This is a genomic window from Rhizobium sp. 9140, from assembly GCF_900067135.1.
In the GTDB taxonomy this organism is placed as follows: domain Bacteria; phylum Pseudomonadota; class Alphaproteobacteria; order Rhizobiales; family Rhizobiaceae; genus Ferranicluibacter.
The window spans coordinates 1,390,307-1,406,671 of the sequence record NZ_FJUR01000001.1 but is presented as its reverse complement, the minus strand read 5'-3'; the positions used below and the strand labels follow the sequence as shown (position 1 = coordinate 1,406,671).

Here is a 16,365-nt window from a genome sequence, read left to right as displayed (position 1 = left end):
ACTTCGGAGCCTCGACGCTCGCGCCTGTCTCAGGCCCTGAGATCCTCAAGATCGGCATAGAGATCCAGCGCTTCCGGATTGGCCAGCGCTTCCTTGTTCTTCACCGGCCGGCCGTGCACCACGTCGCGAACGGCGAGCTCAACGATCTTGCCGGACTTGGTTCGCGGGATGTCAACGACGGCGATGATCTTGGCGGGGACGTGGCGGGGCGAGGCGCCGGTGCGGATGCGGGTGCGGATCGCCTTGACCAGATCGTCATCGAGCGAGACGCCATTGGCCAGGCGCACGAACAGCACGACGCGCACGTCGTCGTCCCAATCCTGCCCGATGCACAGCGCTTCAGTGACCTCCTCCATCTGCTCGACCTGATTGTAGATCTCCGCCGTGCCGATGCGGACGCCGCCGGGGTTGAGCGTGGCATCCGAACGGCCGTAGATGACGATGCCGCCATGCGCGGTCCACTCGGCGAAATCGCCATGGCACCAGATATTGTCGAAACGATCGAAGTAGGCGGCGTGGTATCGGGCGCCGTCCGGGTCGTTCCAGAACATGATCGGCATGCTCGGAAACGCCTTGGTGCAGACCAACTCCCCCTTCTCACCCCTGATCGGGCGTCCCTTGTCGTTCCAGACATCCATGGCGAGCGCCAGTCCCGGCCCCTGGATCTCGCCGCGCCAGACGGGCTTCAGCGGATTGCCGAGCACGAAGCAGGCGACGATATCCGTGCCACCGGAGATGGAGGCGAGCTGAATATCGGGCTTGATGCCCTCATAGACGAAGGTGAAGCCTTCCGGCGACAGAGGCGATCCCGTCGAGGTCATGACGCGGAGGGCCGAGAGATCGTGGGTCTCCTTTGGCGTCAGCCCGGACTTCCTGACGGCATCGATATATTTCGCCGATGTGCCGAAGACGGTGAAGCGCTCGGCCTCCGCAAAGTCGAACAGGACCGAGCCGTCGGGATAGAAGGGTGACCCGTCATAGAGGCACAAGGTGACACCGGCGGCGAGACCGGTGGCGAGCCAGTTCCACATCATCCAGCCGCAGGTGGTGAAGTAGAACAGCCGGTCGCCGTCCTTCAGTCCGCAATGCAGAACGTGCTCCTTCAGATGCTGGATCAGCGTGCCGCCCGCCGAATGCACGATGCATTTCGGCACGCCCGTGGTGCCGGAGGAAAAGAGGATATAGAGTGGATGGGAAAACGGTAGCCGGCGAAACGACAGAGCTTGCGCCTTGAAGGGCGCGATGAAATCCGGAAGCGTGCGGCCATGCCTAAGTGTGGAAACCAGCGCATCGGCCTCTCCGGCATAGGGAATAACGAGCACGGGGATCCCGAGCCGCGCGGACACGGCCTTGACCTTCTCCGACACGTCCTGGCGCTTGCCATTGTACCAGTAGCCGTCGCAGGCGATGAACAGTTTTGGCGAGATCTGGCCGAAGCGGTCCAGCACGCCCTGTTCGCCGAAATCGGGTGAGCAGGACGACCAGATGGCGCCGAGCGACGCCGTCGCCAGCATCAGGGCGACGGTCTCCGGCAGGTTCGGCATCATGGCGGCAACGCGATCGCCCTCGCCGATACCGAGCGCGACCAGCGCCTGCTGCAGGCGGGACACCAGCGCAGACAGCGCATCCCAAGAGAGGCGGGACGAGACCTTGTCTTCGCCGCGGAACACGATGGCGTCGTCGTCGCCGGTTTTCCGCAGGAGATTTTCGGCGAAGTTCAGGCTGGCATCGGGAAAGAAGCGGGCTTGCGTCATGTGGCCGTCATCGACCAGAGCACGGGCGCCCTTGTCTCCGACGATGCCGCAGAAATCCCAGAGATTGCTCCAGAAACTGGCGCGGTCGGCAACGGACCAAGCGTGAAACGCATCGACATCGGCAAAGTGCACGCGGTGCCGCTTGCTACAGAGCGCCATGAAGGCTGTGAGCGGCTGCGCTTCGATGGAGGTTTGCGACGGTGTCCAGAGCGGCTGGTCGGAATGCATCATGTTCCCCTCATACGCGGCACTCGATCTATAACACGTCGTCGCGCGGGGTAAACGGACCTTGCCGCGCGCTTGTTGATTTCACGCCGACCCGCTCGCGTCAAACCCCAACGTGAGAGGTGACTGGACCTCATGACGAAGGCCCGGCAGAGGTCTTGCCGGGCCTTCGATCACAGCCGGTAGCCGTATCAGCCACGGCTCTGGGTAACGATGACAGGGATCATCAGGTCACCCCAGTTGCCTTCGCCGGCGTGATGGCGGGCGGAGCGAACGAGCTCAACCGAAACGCCTGCCTCGACGGCCTTCATGATGGTGTGGTTCAGGCGATGCAGGTCGTTGGCGACCATGCGGATCGCGGCCTGCTGGTCGGTGGTCATGGTGGATGCCTGTTCGTCTGCGCGTTCCTTGACGCGGGTCTGGATCGTCATTGTCGTCGTCCTCTCTTTGGGAATAATCGTTCTGAAAGTTGTCGTTTTCGAAGGTATGAGATTGCCGGGATTGCGCCACCGATAGAGAGGCGGGCGCGAACCGCCTGCTTTGCCCGGCTGCCGGACAGGACAGACAGGGCCGTGGAGGAAGCCTCCTTGCGGAAGCGCATCCAGAGGCGGTTCGCGCCGTTCTTCACCGGTGCCGAGCGCTCGGCGACAGAGCCTCAAGGGCGCGCCACATCCCCCACCGGAATGGTCCGCACGATCCTGTCGAAGCCGCCTGCAACGGCGGAAAGCATCGTCGTGTCAAATTTCGTCATGAGATCCTCCTCTCGTATCGATCGCTTCGGAAACAGTGTCCGTGTCCTGCGTGATCCATGCAGAGAGATTTACAGAATCATCGATTCTTTTGCCAATGGTTTTAGGGGATTGCGACGGTGAAAGAGGTTATGCTGTCTTGTCTTTTACATCACGGGTCAGTAATATTGTAAAAATAGTCAAAGGGCGAAACATCCGGGGCGGTGTAAATTTTGTCATGAGCGAGAACAAGATCTTTGCAGGACCTCGGGTCCGCCGTATCCGCAACGGGCTGTCGCTGACGCAAACGGCGATGGCGGAGGCGCTCGGGATCTCGCCATCCTATCTCAACCTGATCGAGCGCAATCAGCGCCCGCTGACAGTGCAGCTGCTCCTGAAGCTAGCCGCCGTCTACCAGATCGACCTTGCGGAACTGCGCGGACAGGCCTCCGACAGCCTTGGGGAACTGCGCGCCGTGTTTGCCGATCCGTTGCTGTCAGGGGAGCTGCCGGGCGATCAGGAGCTGATCGAGATCGCGGAAGCGGCGCCGAATGCGGCGATGGGGCTGATCAAGCTTTACCGGGCCTACAAGGAGCAGGGCTCCCGGCTGAAGGATCTGACGAGCCTGTTGTCCGGTCAGGACCAGGCCGCGGCGCTCAGCGGCGCCCGCCTGCCGATGGACGAGGTGCGCGAGATCTTCGAGACCCGGCCCTATCATTTCGCGCGGCTCGATGCGGCGGCCGAGGCGTTCCATCAGCGGCTTGCGCCGGGGGAAGACCTGCAAGCCGCCCTGAAAGACTGGCTGCGGCGCGACCATGGCCTGGTCGTGCGCACGCTGCCGATCCACGTCATGCCGGATCTTCGCCGCCGGTTTGATCGGCATTCGCTGCGCCTGTTCCTGTCCGAACGCCTGTCGGCCGAGGACCAGCTTTGCGAGATCGCCATGGAGGCCGCGCATTTCGCCATGCCGGAGGCGCTTGCCGAAGAGCTGGCGGCCCTGCCGCTCACCTCCGGCGAGGCGCGGCGCATCGCCCGGTTCGAGCTTGCCCGCTATGCGGCGCTGGCGCTGATGATGCCTTATGGCACCTTCCTCGACATCTGTCGGCGCGTGCAGTTCGACATCGACCTCGTGCGGGTGCGCATGCGGGTGAGCTTCGAGCAGGCGGCGAGCCGCATGGTGACGTTGCAGCGAAGCGGTGCGCTCGGGCCGCCCTTCTTCCTTCTGGAAATCGACCATGCCGGCAACCGGCTGCGCGCGCGCGGCGCGACGGGCTTTCCGCACCGGGCCTTCGGCGGCGGATGCGTGAAGCTGAACGTGCATGCGACCTTCGCCCAGCCGGGACAGATCCTCGTGGAGCGCGCCGAAATGCCGGGTGGCGCCAGCTTCCTTCTCGTCGCCCGCACGACGGACGGACCACGCTCGGGCTTCAACGAGCGCGTGCGGCGCACTGCGCTTCTGCTCGGTTGCGATGGTGGACAGGCTGGCGAGACGGTCTATGCCGCCGTACCCGCGGCACCGCTTGCCGCCGGCACCGCCTGCCGCCTCTGCGAACGCCAGGGGTGCTTGGCGCGCGCCGAACCGCCGGTGACGCGCCCCCTCGGGCTCGATGAGATGGTGGCCGGGCTGAGCGTCTTCGACTTCCAGTAACGAAAGGCGAACGCTGTCGGCGGCGGTTCCCGTGGATGTCCTTCGCGGGTGTCGTTCGCGGGTGCGAAAGGTCTTGAGCTTCGATGGAAAGCTGCTTAACCTTTCGTTACGCGGCCGAGGCCGCGAACAATAAAGGGGAATAGCATGTCGTTGAAGATCGTCAGCCTGATCTCTGGCCTCGTCCTGGCCGGATCCGCAGGGTTTGCGAGCGCGCAGGAGCGCGTCGTCAATGTCTACAACTGGTCCGACTATATCGATGCCAGCATCCTTGAGGACTTCACCAAGGAAACGGGCATCAAGGTCGTCTACGACGTGTTCGATTCCAACGAGATCGTAGAGACAAAACTTCTGGCGGGCGGCACCGGCTATGACGTCGTGGTGCCCACGGCAGACTTCCTGCAGCGCCAGATCAAGGCCGGCGTGTTCCAGAAGCTCGACAAGTCGAAGCTGCCGAACATCGCCAATATGTGGGACATGGTGATGCAGCGCACCGCCCGTTACGACCCCGGCAACGAATATGCCATCGATTATATGTGGGGTACCAACGGCATCGGCTACAACGTCGCCAAGGCCAAGGAAATCCTCGGCTCCGACGCTCGTCCCGGCCTCGAGGTCCTGTTCGATCCGGCGATCGCCGCGAAGTTCAAGGATTGCGGCATCTACGTGCTCGACGCACCGAAGGACGTGCTTCCGGCGGCCCTCACCTATCTCGGGCTCAACCCCGACAGCCACGACCAGGCGGATCTCGACAAGGCCGGCGAGCTGATGCTGAAGGCGCGGCCCTTCATCCGCAAATTCCACTCGTCCGAATACATCAACGCGCTGGCCAACGGCGACATCTGCGTTGCGTTCGGCTACTCCGGCGATCTGCTGCAAGCGCGCTCGCGCGCAGAGGAGGCCAAGGCCGGCGTGGAGGTGAACTACTCCATCCCGTCGCAGGGCGCGCAGATGTGGTTCGACATGATGGCGATCCCGGCCGATGCGCCGCATGTGGAAGAGGCCCACGCCTTCATCAACTACATGATGAAGCCGGAGGTCATCGCGAAGGCGTCCGATTACGTCTTCTACGCCAACGGCAACAAGGCATCGCAGCAGTTCGTGTCCAAGGAGGTGCTCGAAGATCCCGCCGTCTACCCGGACGAGGCGACGATGGCCAAGCTCTACACCATCTCCCCATGGGACCCGAAAACGCAGCGCGTGGCGACACGCCTCTGGACCCGGGTCCTGACCGGCCAGTAAGTCCCAACCTCAATGCCCGGTTCTCGTCAGTTCCGGGCATTTTCCATCCTGCGGCGTCCTCTCTTCATCTCATCCGGCCCTGCGGCCTATCGGGAACCCTTTCATGAAGTCTCTTGGCAGCATTCGCCGCTCCTTTTCTCCCTGGACGGACCCCTCGTCCAAACCCTTCATCTCCTTTCGAAATGTCACAAAGCGCTTCGGCGATTTCGTCGCGGTCGACGATCTCTCGCTCGATATCTACACGCGCGAGTTCCATGCTCTTCTCGGCGCGTCCGGCTGCGGAAAATCGACGCTCCTGCGGATGCTTGCCGGTTTCGAACAGCCGACCTCGGGCGAGATCATCCTCGACGGGCAGAACCTTGCGGGCATTCCGCCCTATCGCCGTCCCGTCAACATGATGTTCCAGTCCTACGCTCTCTTTCCGCACATGACGGTGGAGACCAACATCGCCTTCGGGCTGAAGCAGGACGGCATGCCCAAACCTGCCATCGCCGAACGTGTGACGCAGATGCTGAAGCTCGTGAAGATGGAGCAGTTCGCAAAGCGCAAGCCGCACCAGCTCTCCGGCGGCCAGCGCCAGCGCGTGGCGCTCGCCCGGTCGCTCGCAAAGCAGCCGAAGGTGCTGCTGCTCGACGAACCGCTCGGCGCGCTCGACAAGAAACTGCGCGAGGAAACCCAGTTCGAGTTGATGGACCTGCAGCAGGATCTCGGCCTCACCTTCGTCGTCGTGACGCACGACCAGGAAGAGGCGATGACCATGGCCGACCGCATCGCCGTGATGGCGCATGGCAAGGTCATCCAGGTGGCGACGCCCGCCGAAATCTACGAGGCGCCGAACTCCCGCTTCGTGGCCGACTTCATCGGCGACGTCAACATTTTCGACGGCACGGTCTCTCGGGCGCAGGCCTCAGAGATCCGCATCGACGCGGATGCCGGTTTCGCCATCGAGGCGGCCAGCAGCGAGCATCCGGGCGAGGGTGCGAAAGCGGGCTTTGCCATCCGCCCGGAAAAGATCCGCGTCGGGCGGCAGGTGCCGGCCGGAAGCGCCGTCAACGCGGCGGAGGGCGAGCTTTGGGATATCGCCTATCTCGGCGACATGACGGTCTACCACGTCAAGCTGAACAGCGGCAAAGTCGTCAAGGCCTCGTCGCTCAACGCGGTGCGCGCCGTCGAGGACCCGCTCGGCTACGATCAGAAAGTCTGGATCTGGTTCGACCGGGATGCCGGCGTCGTGCTGAAGGATTGAGCCCGATGAACAGGCTGCTCCCCGCCATCGTCAACCGTCTCGTGATCATCATTCCCTATACGTGGCTGCTGGTCTTCTTCCTCATCCCCTTCGTCATCGTGCTGCGGATCTCGCTGTCGGAAGCCGCCATCGCCATGCCGCCCTACCTGCCCGTCTTCGCCTGGGCGGACGGTCTTTCCGGATTTATCGACAATGTCCGGCAATTCTCTTTCGACAACTATGTCTGGCTGACGGAGGATACGCTCTATACGAACGCCTACCTCTCCAGCCTCACCATCGCGCTGATCTCGACCGTGCTGACGCTGCTCATCGCCTATCCCATCGCCTACGGCATGGCGAAGGCACCCGCGACGCTGCGGCCGACGCTGCTGATGCTGGTGATCCTGCCGTTCTGGACGAGCTTCCTCATCCGCGTCTATGCCTGGATCGCCATTCTGAAGCCCGAAGGCCTGCTCAACCAGCTTCTGCTGTCGACCGGGATCATCAGCCAGCCCCTGATCATTCTCAACACCAATACCGCGATCTATATCGGCATCGTCTATTCCTACCTGCCCTTCATGGTGCTGCCGCTCTATTCTGCGCTTGAAAAGATGGACCACAGCCTGACGGAAGCGGCACAGGATCTCGGGTGCACGCCGATATCGGCTTTCTGGCGCATCACGTTCCCGCTGTCGCTTCCGGGCGTTGTCGCCGGCTGCCTGCTGGTCTTCATTCCCGCCGTCGGCGAGTTCGTTATCCCCGATCTTCTCGGCGGCTCGGAAACGCTGATGATCGGCAAGACTCTCTGGAACGAGTTTAACGCCAACCGGGACTGGCCCGTCTCCTCGGCCGTCGCCGCCATTCTGCTGATGATCCTCGTGGTGCCGATCATGTTCTTCCAGAATGCGCAGTCGCGCCTCGATCGCGAGGGCCGATAGAGATGAACCGCTGGTCCCGCTTCAACATCGCCTCCATCGTCATCGGCTTTGCCTTCCTCTATCTGCCGATCGTGCTTCTGGTGATCTTCTCGTTCAATGCCTCGAAGCTCGTCACCGTCTGGGCCGGATTTTCCACGCAGTGGTACGGGCAGCTTTTCCGCAATCAGGCGCTGATGGATGCCGCCTGGGTCACGGTGCGCGTCGGCCTGCTCTCGGCCACGGTCGCAACCGTTCTCGGCACGCTCGCGGCTCTCGCCATGACGCGCTACCAGCGCTTTCACGGGCGGGTGCTGTTTTCAGGCATGATCTATGCACCGCTGGTCATGCCCGAGGTGATCACGGGCCTGTCGATGCTGCTGCTTTTCGTCGCGATTGGCTTTGATCGGGGCTTCTGGACGCTGACGATCGCGCACATCACCTTCACCATGTGCTTCGTCGCCGTCGTCATCCAGTCGCGGCTGGCAAGCTTCGACCGGTCGATCGAGGAAGCCGCCCTCGACCTCGGCGCAACACCCTCCGCGACGTTCTTTCAGGTGACGCTGCCGGTCATCGCACCCGCCGTCTTCTCCGGCTGGGTGCTGGCCTTCACCCTGTCGCTCGACGATCTCGTGATCTCCAGCTTCACCTCCGGCCCCGGCGCGACCACCCTGCCGATGAAGATCTACAGCCAGGTGCGCCTCGGCGTGACGCCCGAGATCAACGCCGCCTGCACCATCCTCATCGGCATCGTCGCCACCGGCGTCCTCATCGCCTCCATCGTCTCCCGCCGCCAGCAGATCCAGCGGGAACGGGATGAGCGGGCGGCGTTTGCTGTGGGGTGAGCGGGGCATCGTGAGGATGTGCAGGATCCGGTAGCAAGGAAAGCCCTCTCTGCCCTGCCGGGCAGAGAGGGCTTTTTTCGTAAACTCTTCAAACGGCTATCGAAAACCAGATGCCCAAACGAAGAAGGCCGGGAAGGAGCCCGGCGTTCTTCCGATCGACCTCTGTTCCGTCAATCCCTCTCATGCCGCCCTCCCCATGCGGTGACCGGTCGCGGGCTCAAGTCGGAACTGTTCGACCAGTTGCATCAGGGTGTCCGCCTGTTCCGCGAGATTGCGGCTGGCTGTGGTGGCTTCCTCGACCATGGTGGCGTTCTGCTGGGTCATCTGGTCCATCTGGTTGACGGAACCGTTGACCTCGTGGAGGGCTGAGGCCTGATCACGGCTGGCGGTGGCGATCATGTCGACATGCTGGCTGACGGTGACGATCTGCTGGCTGATGGCGGCGAGCACTGCGCCGGTTTCCTTGACCGCCTGCGAACCCGCCGTCACTTCCAGCGTGGATTTGTTGATCAGCCCCTTGATCTCGCGCGCGGCACCGGCCGAGCGCTGGGCGAGTTCACGCACTTCCTGCGCAACGACCGCAAAGCCCTTGCCCGCTTCCCCTGCCCGCGCCGCCTCGATGCCGGCATTGAGCGCGAGCAAATTGGTCTGGAAGGCGATTTCATCGATGACCTCGATGATCTGCTCGATCTGACGCGAGGCATCCTCGATGCGGCTCATGGCCGAGATGGCGTTGGTGACGACGACGCCCGAGCCGTCGGCGCTCTTCTTGGTGTGCGACACCGCAACATTGGCTTCATGGGCGCGCTCGGCCGAGGAGCGCACGGTGACCGTGATCTGATCGACGGCAGCCGCGGTTTCCTCAAGAGAGGCGGCCTGCGCCTCGGTGCGACGCGACAGGCTGTCGGCGGAGGCGTGCATGTCGTTGCCGCTGCGCTGGATCAGGACCGCATTGTTGCGGATCTGCAGAAGCGTATCCTGCAAGCGAACGAGCGAGCCGTTGAAATCGACGCGCAGCTGTTCGAGGCGGCCGTTGAACGGCGTCTCGATCTGCTGCGACAGGTCCCCTTGCGCAAGGCGACCAAGGCCGGCGGCGAGCTGGCTGACCGCGAAATCGATCTGGCTGTCCATCGATCGCTTCTCGGCATCGTTGCGGCTGCGCTCGGCATCGGCCTGCAACCGCTGCTCCTCGCTTTCCGCCTCGATGCGCACCTTCGACAGAGCATTCTCCTTGAAGATGCCCAGTGCGCGGGCCATATCGCCGATCTCGTCCTGACGAGCGTCGCCGTCGATGCGCGTGTCGAGCGCACCTTCAGCCAGCCGACGCATGGCGGCGGTGATCTGGCCGATCGGACCTTTCAGCGTCAGCACCAGCGCGATGCCGGCGAGAAGGGCGATGACGACGCCGCCCGCGGTTGCGAAGACGGAGACCTGATTGGCCTTTTCGCGCTCGATCGCCGCATTGGTCTTCTGGTCTTCGGCAAAGCCGACGAGCTGCTGCCAGATCTGATCGATATCGGCTGCCGCGTCAGCGAATTCCTTATGGCGGCCCGCGCTTACGCCGATCAGAGACATGCTGTCCGACTTGATCTTGCCGGCGACCGGCTGGACGGTTGCCGCAAGGCCCGCGAAGAAGGGCATTTCGGGCGCTGTGTAGGCGATGTTGAGGACTTCCTGATTGAGCACGTTGACCTCGCGCGCAAGGCGCGCCTGATCCGTCTGCTGGGACGTTTCGAGGAAGCTGCTGGCGGCAAGCCGGATTCCGGAAACCGCGGTGACGATGGCGCGGGCGTTTTCAAGGATCTTGTTGGCCTTGATCAGCGGCGCATCGAGCTTGCCGAAAGTCGCCGTCGCATTGCGCATCGTCGCGGTGGCCGCAGTCTGGAACTGGATGCTGGCCTGGCGGAAGCGCGCGACCAGCCGGCCGATCGCCTTGGCGTTCTCGTCGCTGAGGTCGCCATTGTTGGTCAGCGTGCGGATTTCGCCGATGGTCGCCTTGAACGTGTCGGCCACAGCCTTCTGGTTGGCCGGCAGCGCCGTGCCGATCTGGGCGAGAACCTGTTCGAGCGCGGCTTGGCCATCACGCGCCACCTTGATCTTGGCTTCGGGTGTCGGCGCGCGGGTGAAATCGGAGGTGAGGCCGGTGAGGATGTCACTGGAGGCGGTCAGCCGCTCGGCTTCGCGCAGCAGCGATTTCGCCTTGGTCTCGTCGTCGCGCACGCGCTGCTCGACGGAGGTCGCCTCCTCGATCAGCTTGCCTTGCGTCGAGAGGAGAAGACGGATGCTCTTGGTGATGGAGGTGCGCAGCGCCACCTCGGCCTCATGCAGCTTCCAGAGCTCGCCGACGCGCTCGCGGATCTTCGCGGTGCCGGCGATGGCGCTGTCGAGCTGGCTGGCACCTTCGCTGTTTTCCATCTGGGCGCGCGTCGCATTGAGCACGGCCTCCTGGCTGGTGATCTTGAGGACGACGTCGTCGCGGGTCTGTTCGCTCGCATCGGTCAGGAACGCATTCATGCCGGCATAGACATCGCGAAAGCCGGACAGCGACTGAAGCACGCTGTTGGAGATTTCCATGCGCCCCTGCAGCAAGCCGGATGCGTAGAGCCCGGTCAGGCCCACGGCGCAGATACTGACGACGAAGGGCAGGATGAAGAAGAGAACCTTCGTCTGTATCTTGAAGCGGGCAAGGATCTTGTCGATGAACATGGGCGCGTCCTGGCTTGCAGGGCCTTGAATCCGCCTCCCCTCAAGTCGCCATCGGCTTTCGGTGCGCTTCATGTCAGGCCGTCATCATGGTCTCATTAGAGCGCCGCGCGTCCTTTTTGACGCGCAAAGGTCGCTCTAACAATTTATACCTGCTGCACAATTTCACTCTTAAATCGATTCCGGTTTAAGGAATTACGCAGTAGAATGCGGGGATACCGCCAGCCGCTTCGCAATCATTGCAGGACGCCGCATCCCTCCGGTCGCGTCGTCCAAGCCTGCTCCTCAATGGGTGCAGCTTGGACGAGATGCGTTAATTTCATGTAAGCAGCGCGAGACATTGTCACGCACCTGCCATGTCGGCATGGCAAACAAGAGGGACGCACCTCTACCGTCCTCACGGCCAGACGGACCTCAAAGAAATGGCCCCTGAGGGGCCGCCGGTTCTGGAGATGTACAGGTTCGCCGATTAGCGGGCCGCCTCACTTGGGAACGACCAAAGCGCGTCATTGTCCGCGCGGGATGTCGGGCTGCAACTCTCGATGCAGCCAGAAGCATATTTAACCGTTAGCGCTCGATTTCGAATGATCAGAGAATCGAGAGAGCGACGATGGCGGAAGCGGTCAACACAGCAGCGGCGGTGTAGGTCAGCGCCAGGATTTTCTGTGTACGGCTTTCATCGGCCTTGGTGATGGCGATGGCACGGGCATTGCGTCGGCTATGCTGGTTCATGATTTCATGTCCTTCCGTCCGAAGAGAATAGACCCGGTTGAGACGATCCACCAGCCACTTTCTGTCGCACCCGTTAAAAATACGAAAGCCGTGCCGCTGTGGGACAATCCGTTCCCATTCGTCAGGTAGGGTCGGACAGTTTCGTTAACAAGGGCTGAAGCACCTTCACGCTTTCGACATCGTGGGCGCGTACCGGATCAGACGGCCTGGCCGCAGGAGAAGCCGGAGGCCCAGGCCCACTGGAAATTATAACCGCCAAGCCAGCCGGTGACGTCGACGCATTCGCCGATGAAGAACAGGCCGGGGACGGTCTTTGCCATCATGGTGCGGGAATCCAGATGACGCGTATCGACGCCGCCGAGCGTCACCTCGGCCGTACGGTAGCCTTCCGATCCCGCGGGCTTCAGCGACCAACCGGATACGAGCGCCACCAGCCCGTCGATCGCCTTGTCGGAGAGGTCGGCCAGCGGGCGGTCGAGAAGACCCGCCTCCGTCGCCAGATGCTGCGCGAGGCGCTTCGGCAGATGTTCGCCGAGCACGGTCTGCACCGCCTGTCGGCCCTGTGTGCGGCGGGCCGCCTTCATCAGGGCGCCCAGATCGGTGCCGGGTTCGAAGGCCACGCGGATCTCTTCGCCTTCGCGCCAGTAGGACGAGATCTGCAGGATCGCCGGGCCGCTCAGACCCCGATGGGTGAAGAGCATGGCTTCGTTGAACGCCGTCTTGCCGCAGACCGCGCGCACATCCACCGCGAGACCCGCGAGCGCGCCGAGGCTCTCTTTCGCTGCATCGGCCACCGTCAGCGGCACGAGACCGGGGCGCGTTTCGACCAGCGCCAGGCCGAACTGCTCGGCGATGCGATAGGCAAAGCCGGTGGCGCCCATCTTCGGGATCGACTTGCCGCCGGTGGCGATGACCAGCGTACGGGCGTCGACGGTTTCTTCGGCAAGACCGACGCGAAAGCCTGTGGCGGATGCATCCACGCGTCCGACCTCCGTTTCCAGCCGAAGCACGACGCCAGCAGCCTTCATCTCTTCCATCAGCATGCGGACGATGTCGCGCGCGGTGTCGTCGCAGAACAGTTGCCCCAACGTCTTTTCGTGCCAGCCGATGCCGTGACGCTCGACGAGCGCGAGGAAATCGCGCGGCGTGTAGCGGGCGAGCGCCGACTTGCAGAAATGCGGGTTCTGCGAGAGGAAGTTGGCGGGCGCCGTATGGAGGTTGGTGAAGTTGCAGCGGCCACCGCCGGAGATGCGGATCTTTTCGCCCGGCGCTTTCGCGTGATCGAGCACGAGCACGCTGCGGCCCCGGCGGCCGGCTTCCGCCGCGCACATCATTCCCGCCGCACCCGCGCCGATGATCACCACGTCGAAGCTCTTTGCCACGTCGCGTCTCCTTTTCGATCAGAGATGCCGCGATAACGTCAACGGCATCCAATCTCCAGCATTTTCGCGCACGGCAAGCTGGCCAATCGTCAAACACCGTCTATGATAAGCAATATCCGAAGGAACCCCGGTGATTTATGCCTGCGAAGAAAACCATCGCCAACACGACGACAAAATCCGGCAAAAGCAACAAGATCCCGTCCGCCCTTCAGGCGCCGCGCGGGGTAAAAACCTGGAAGGAAGCCGCAGACTGGCTGAAGGTTCGGGGCATCGAAGACGTGGAGTGCATCACACCCGACATTGCCGGTGTTCCCCGCGGCAAGATGATGCCGTCCTCGAAGTTCACCTCCAATACCTCGCTCGCTTTGCCCTCCGCCATCTACCGGCATACGATTTCCGGCGAGTACCCCGAGGAAACGGGCGACTTCCGCTATGACAGCCGCGACAGCGACATCAAACTCGTGCCGGACCTCTCCACGCTCTCCATCGTCCCCTGGGAGACCGACCCGACCGCGCAGGTGATCTGCGACATCGCCGGCTCCAAGGGCGAGAACGTACCCTACACGCCGCGCAACGTGCTGAAGCACGTCTTGGAGCTCTACCGGCTGAAGGGCTGGAAGCCGGTTGTCGCGCCCGAAATCGAGTTCTATCTCGTGGCCAAGAACGACGATCCGGACTATCCGCTGCATCCGCCGAAGGGACGCTCCGGCCGGTCGATCCAGGGCGGACAGGCCTACTCGATCGCGGGCGTCAACGAATTTGATGAACTGATCGACGACATCTACCACTTCTCGGAGAAGCAGGGCCTGGAGATCGACACGCTGATCCACGAAGAGGGGCCGGCGCAGCTCGAGATCAACCTGCGGCATGGCGACCCGATCGAGCTGGCCGACCAGGTGTTTCTCTTCAAGCGCACGATCCGCGAAGCTGCGCTGAAGCACGGGATCTACGCGACCTTCATGGCAAAGCCGATGCAGAGCCAGGCGGGCTCGGCCATGCACATCCATCAGTCGATCGTTGAGGTGAATACAGGCCGCAACCTGTTCTCAAACGCGGACGGCACGCCCTCCAAGGAGTTCTTCCACTTCATCGGAGGTATGCAGACCTATATTCCGAAGGCGCTGTCGATGATGGCGCCCTACGTGAACTCCTATCGCCGGCTGACGCCGGACATGTCGGCACCGGTCAACAATGCCTGGGGCTACGATAATCGGACGACAGCGTTTCGTGTGCCGGATTCCGAACCGGCCGCGCGACGCGTGGAAAACCGGCTGCCGAGTTCGGACGCGAACCCCTATCTCGCGCTCGCAGCCTCGCTCGGCTGCGGCTATCTCGGTCTGACGCAGGCACTGGAGCCGACGGCACCGGCCGAGGACAGCGTCAACACCAAGGCAATCGAACTGCCGCGCGGACTGCTGGAAGCGGTTGCGGCGCTCGAGGCCGAGCCCGCGTTTCACGACGTGTTCTCGGCCGAATTCATCGCCATTTATGCCGGCGTGAAGCGCGGGGAGTTCGAGACGTTCATGCAGGTGATCAGCCCCTGGGAGCGGGAATATCTGCTTCTCAACGTGTGAGCCTTGCCATGACCTCCGAGGCAAAGTGGCAGAGCCCGATCTCGCCGGGCATCTCCTGGTACGAGGATGCCATCGGCGAGCGCCCGGCCTATCCGACGCTCGATGGCGACATGACGGCCGATGTCGCCGTCATTGGCGGCGGCTTCACCGGCCTTCAGGCGGCCTATAACCTCGCCGCCGGCGGGGTACGGGTCGTGCTGATCGACGCATGCCGGTTTGGCGACGGGGCGTCCGGGCGCAATGGCGGGCAGTTGGGCACCGGGCAGCGCGCCGAAGTGGACGAGCTTGAAAAGCAGTATGGCCGGGAGCGGGCAAAAGCGCTCTTCGACATGGCGGAGACCGCAAAGCGCGGCCTCCTCGACTTTGCCACGCACCATGACATCGACATGGAGTACCAGCCGGGTCATCTCTCGGTGACGCACAAGGCATCGCACGAGAGCGACTATCGTGCCTATGTCGACAGCATGGCCCGGGATTACGGCTATCCGCACCTGCAGATGATGGACGCTGCGGAGACCGCGAAACGGGTGGGATCGCGGCATTACGTTCTCGGCATCCGCGATACCGGCACCGGCCATATCCAGCCGATGAAGCTGCTGGTCGGGCTCGCCCGCGCCGCGCAGGCCGCAGGGGCGCAGCTGTTCGAGAACACCAACGCCACGGACATCCGGCTATCCCAGGGCAAGGTGCTCGTGGAAACCCCACGCGGCACCATTCGCGCGGATCGTGCCCTCATCGCCTGCAACGCCCATATCGGCACGCTGGAGCCGGTGACCGCTTCGCATGTCATGCCGATCCGCTCCTTCATCGGCGCGACGGCGCCGCTGGGAGACGCGTCGCCTGTTCTGCCGGGCGGCGAGTCCGTTGCCGACAGCCGATTCGTGGTGCGCTACTTCCGCCGCTCCCGCGACGGGCGGCTGCTTTTCGGCGGCCGCGAGGCCTATACGGCCGACAATCCGCGCGACATCTCCACGCATATTCGCCGGCAGATCGCAGAGATCTATCCGGACCTTGCCGACGTGCAGATGACGCATGCCTGGGGCGGCTCCGTCGGCATCACCATGCCGCGCCAACCCTTCGTGCGGGAGGTCATGCCCGGCGTCACCACGATCGGCGGTTTCTCCGGTCATGGCGTCATGCTGTCCAACCATTGCGGAAAGCTCTATGCCGATCTCGTGCTGGGGCGAGGCTCCGATCTCGACCTTTTGAAGGATCTGCGCATCCCCGCCTTCCCCGGCGGTCGCCGTTTCCGATCGCCGCTTTTGTTCCTGGCGCTCACTTGGTATGCTCTGCGCGACAAGCTGTGACCCTTCCCCGGCGCATTTTTTGCAACGCAGCACTAGCGCCTTTAAATCGATTAGATTATAAAACGCCCGACCTGAGAGAGATCGATATC

The 16,365-nt window shown here is 63.0% G+C and carries 12 protein-coding genes; 7 read left to right on the top strand and 5 right to left on the bottom strand.

Annotated elements, in window-relative coordinates:
• Positions 1-29: 29 nt before the first annotated feature.
• Both GA0004734_RS06505 and GA0004734_RS06500 read right to left on the bottom strand, forming a co-directional pair.
• The gene (locus tag GA0004734_RS06505; protein ID WP_092935991.1) at positions 30-1,982 is read right to left on the bottom strand and encodes an acetoacetate--CoA ligase; all 1,953 of its coding nucleotides are present in this window, start codon (positions 1,980-1,982) and stop codon (positions 30-32) included.
• A gap of 188 nt (positions 1,983-2,170) precedes the next feature.
• Positions 2,171-2,410, bottom strand: a complete 240-nt coding sequence (locus GA0004734_RS06500) for an SMc00767 family acetate metabolism repressor (RefSeq protein WP_092932228.1) — start codon at positions 2,408-2,410, stop codon at positions 2,171-2,173.
• A gap of 535 nt (positions 2,411-2,945) precedes the next feature.
• Between GA0004734_RS06500 and GA0004734_RS06495 the strand changes: the two genes are divergently transcribed.
• The 5 genes from GA0004734_RS06495 (at position 2,946) to GA0004734_RS06475 (ending at position 8,578) form a co-directional block, all read left to right on the top strand.
• Entirely contained in the window at positions 2,946-4,355 is a 1,410-nt protein-coding gene (locus GA0004734_RS06495) for a helix-turn-helix domain-containing protein (RefSeq protein ID WP_092932226.1), read from the top strand.
• A 144-nt stretch (positions 4,356-4,499) separates the two neighbouring features.
• Positions 4,500-5,594 carry a polyamine ABC transporter substrate-binding protein gene (locus tag GA0004734_RS06490; RefSeq protein ID WP_092932224.1) on the top strand — a complete coding sequence of 365 codons (1,095 nt, stop codon included), beginning with the start codon at positions 4,500-4,502 and terminating at the stop codon, positions 5,592-5,594.
• 103 nt (positions 5,595-5,697) lie between these two features.
• A complete protein-coding gene (locus GA0004734_RS06485) occupies positions 5,698-6,840 on the top strand; it encodes an ABC transporter ATP-binding protein (protein WP_092932222.1) in 1,143 nt (380 codons plus the stop codon).
• A gap of 5 nt (positions 6,841-6,845) precedes the next feature.
• Positions 6,846-7,757 (top strand): ABC transporter permease subunit, encoded by a 912-nt coding sequence (locus GA0004734_RS06480; protein WP_092932220.1) that lies wholly within the window; start codon positions 6,846-6,848, stop codon positions 7,755-7,757.
• A 2-nt stretch (positions 7,758-7,759) separates the two neighbouring features.
• Positions 7,760-8,578: an ABC transporter permease gene (locus GA0004734_RS06475; protein WP_092932218.1), complete on the top strand. Its 819-nt coding sequence runs from the start codon at positions 7,760-7,762 to the stop codon at positions 8,576-8,578.
• Positions 8,579-8,758: 180 nt separating this feature from the next.
• Here GA0004734_RS06475 and GA0004734_RS06470 read toward each other — a convergent pair whose 3' ends face one another.
• The 3 genes from GA0004734_RS06470 to GA0004734_RS06465 form a co-directional block, all read right to left on the bottom strand.
• The gene (locus GA0004734_RS06470) at positions 8,759-11,284 is read right to left on the bottom strand and encodes a methyl-accepting chemotaxis protein (protein ID WP_092932216.1); all 2,526 of its coding nucleotides are present in this window, start codon (positions 11,282-11,284) and stop codon (positions 8,759-8,761) included.
• A 585-nt stretch (positions 11,285-11,869) separates the two neighbouring features.
• Positions 11,870-12,013, bottom strand: coding sequence for a hypothetical protein (locus tag GA0004734_RS25875; protein WP_175386234.1), 144 nt, complete (start codon positions 12,011-12,013; stop codon positions 11,870-11,872).
• Positions 12,014-12,210: 197 nt separating this feature from the next.
• Positions 12,211-13,395, bottom strand: a complete 1,185-nt coding sequence (locus tag GA0004734_RS06465) for an NAD(P)/FAD-dependent oxidoreductase (protein ID WP_092932212.1) — start codon at positions 13,393-13,395, stop codon at positions 12,211-12,213.
• A 137-nt stretch (positions 13,396-13,532) separates the two neighbouring features.
• Here GA0004734_RS06465 and GA0004734_RS06460 point away from each other — a divergent pair, with 137 nt between their 5' ends.
• Together GA0004734_RS06460 and GA0004734_RS06455 are read left to right on the top strand one after the other, a co-directional pair.
• Entirely contained in the window at positions 13,533-14,969 is a 1,437-nt protein-coding gene (locus GA0004734_RS06460) for a glutamine synthetase family protein (RefSeq protein ID WP_092932210.1), read from the top strand.
• An 8-nt stretch (positions 14,970-14,977) separates the two neighbouring features.
• Positions 14,978-16,276 carry an NAD(P)/FAD-dependent oxidoreductase gene (locus GA0004734_RS06455; protein WP_092932208.1) on the top strand — a complete coding sequence of 433 codons (1,299 nt, stop codon included), beginning with the start codon at positions 14,978-14,980 and terminating at the stop codon, positions 16,274-16,276.
• The last annotated feature ends 89 nt before the right edge of the window (positions 16,277-16,365 follow it).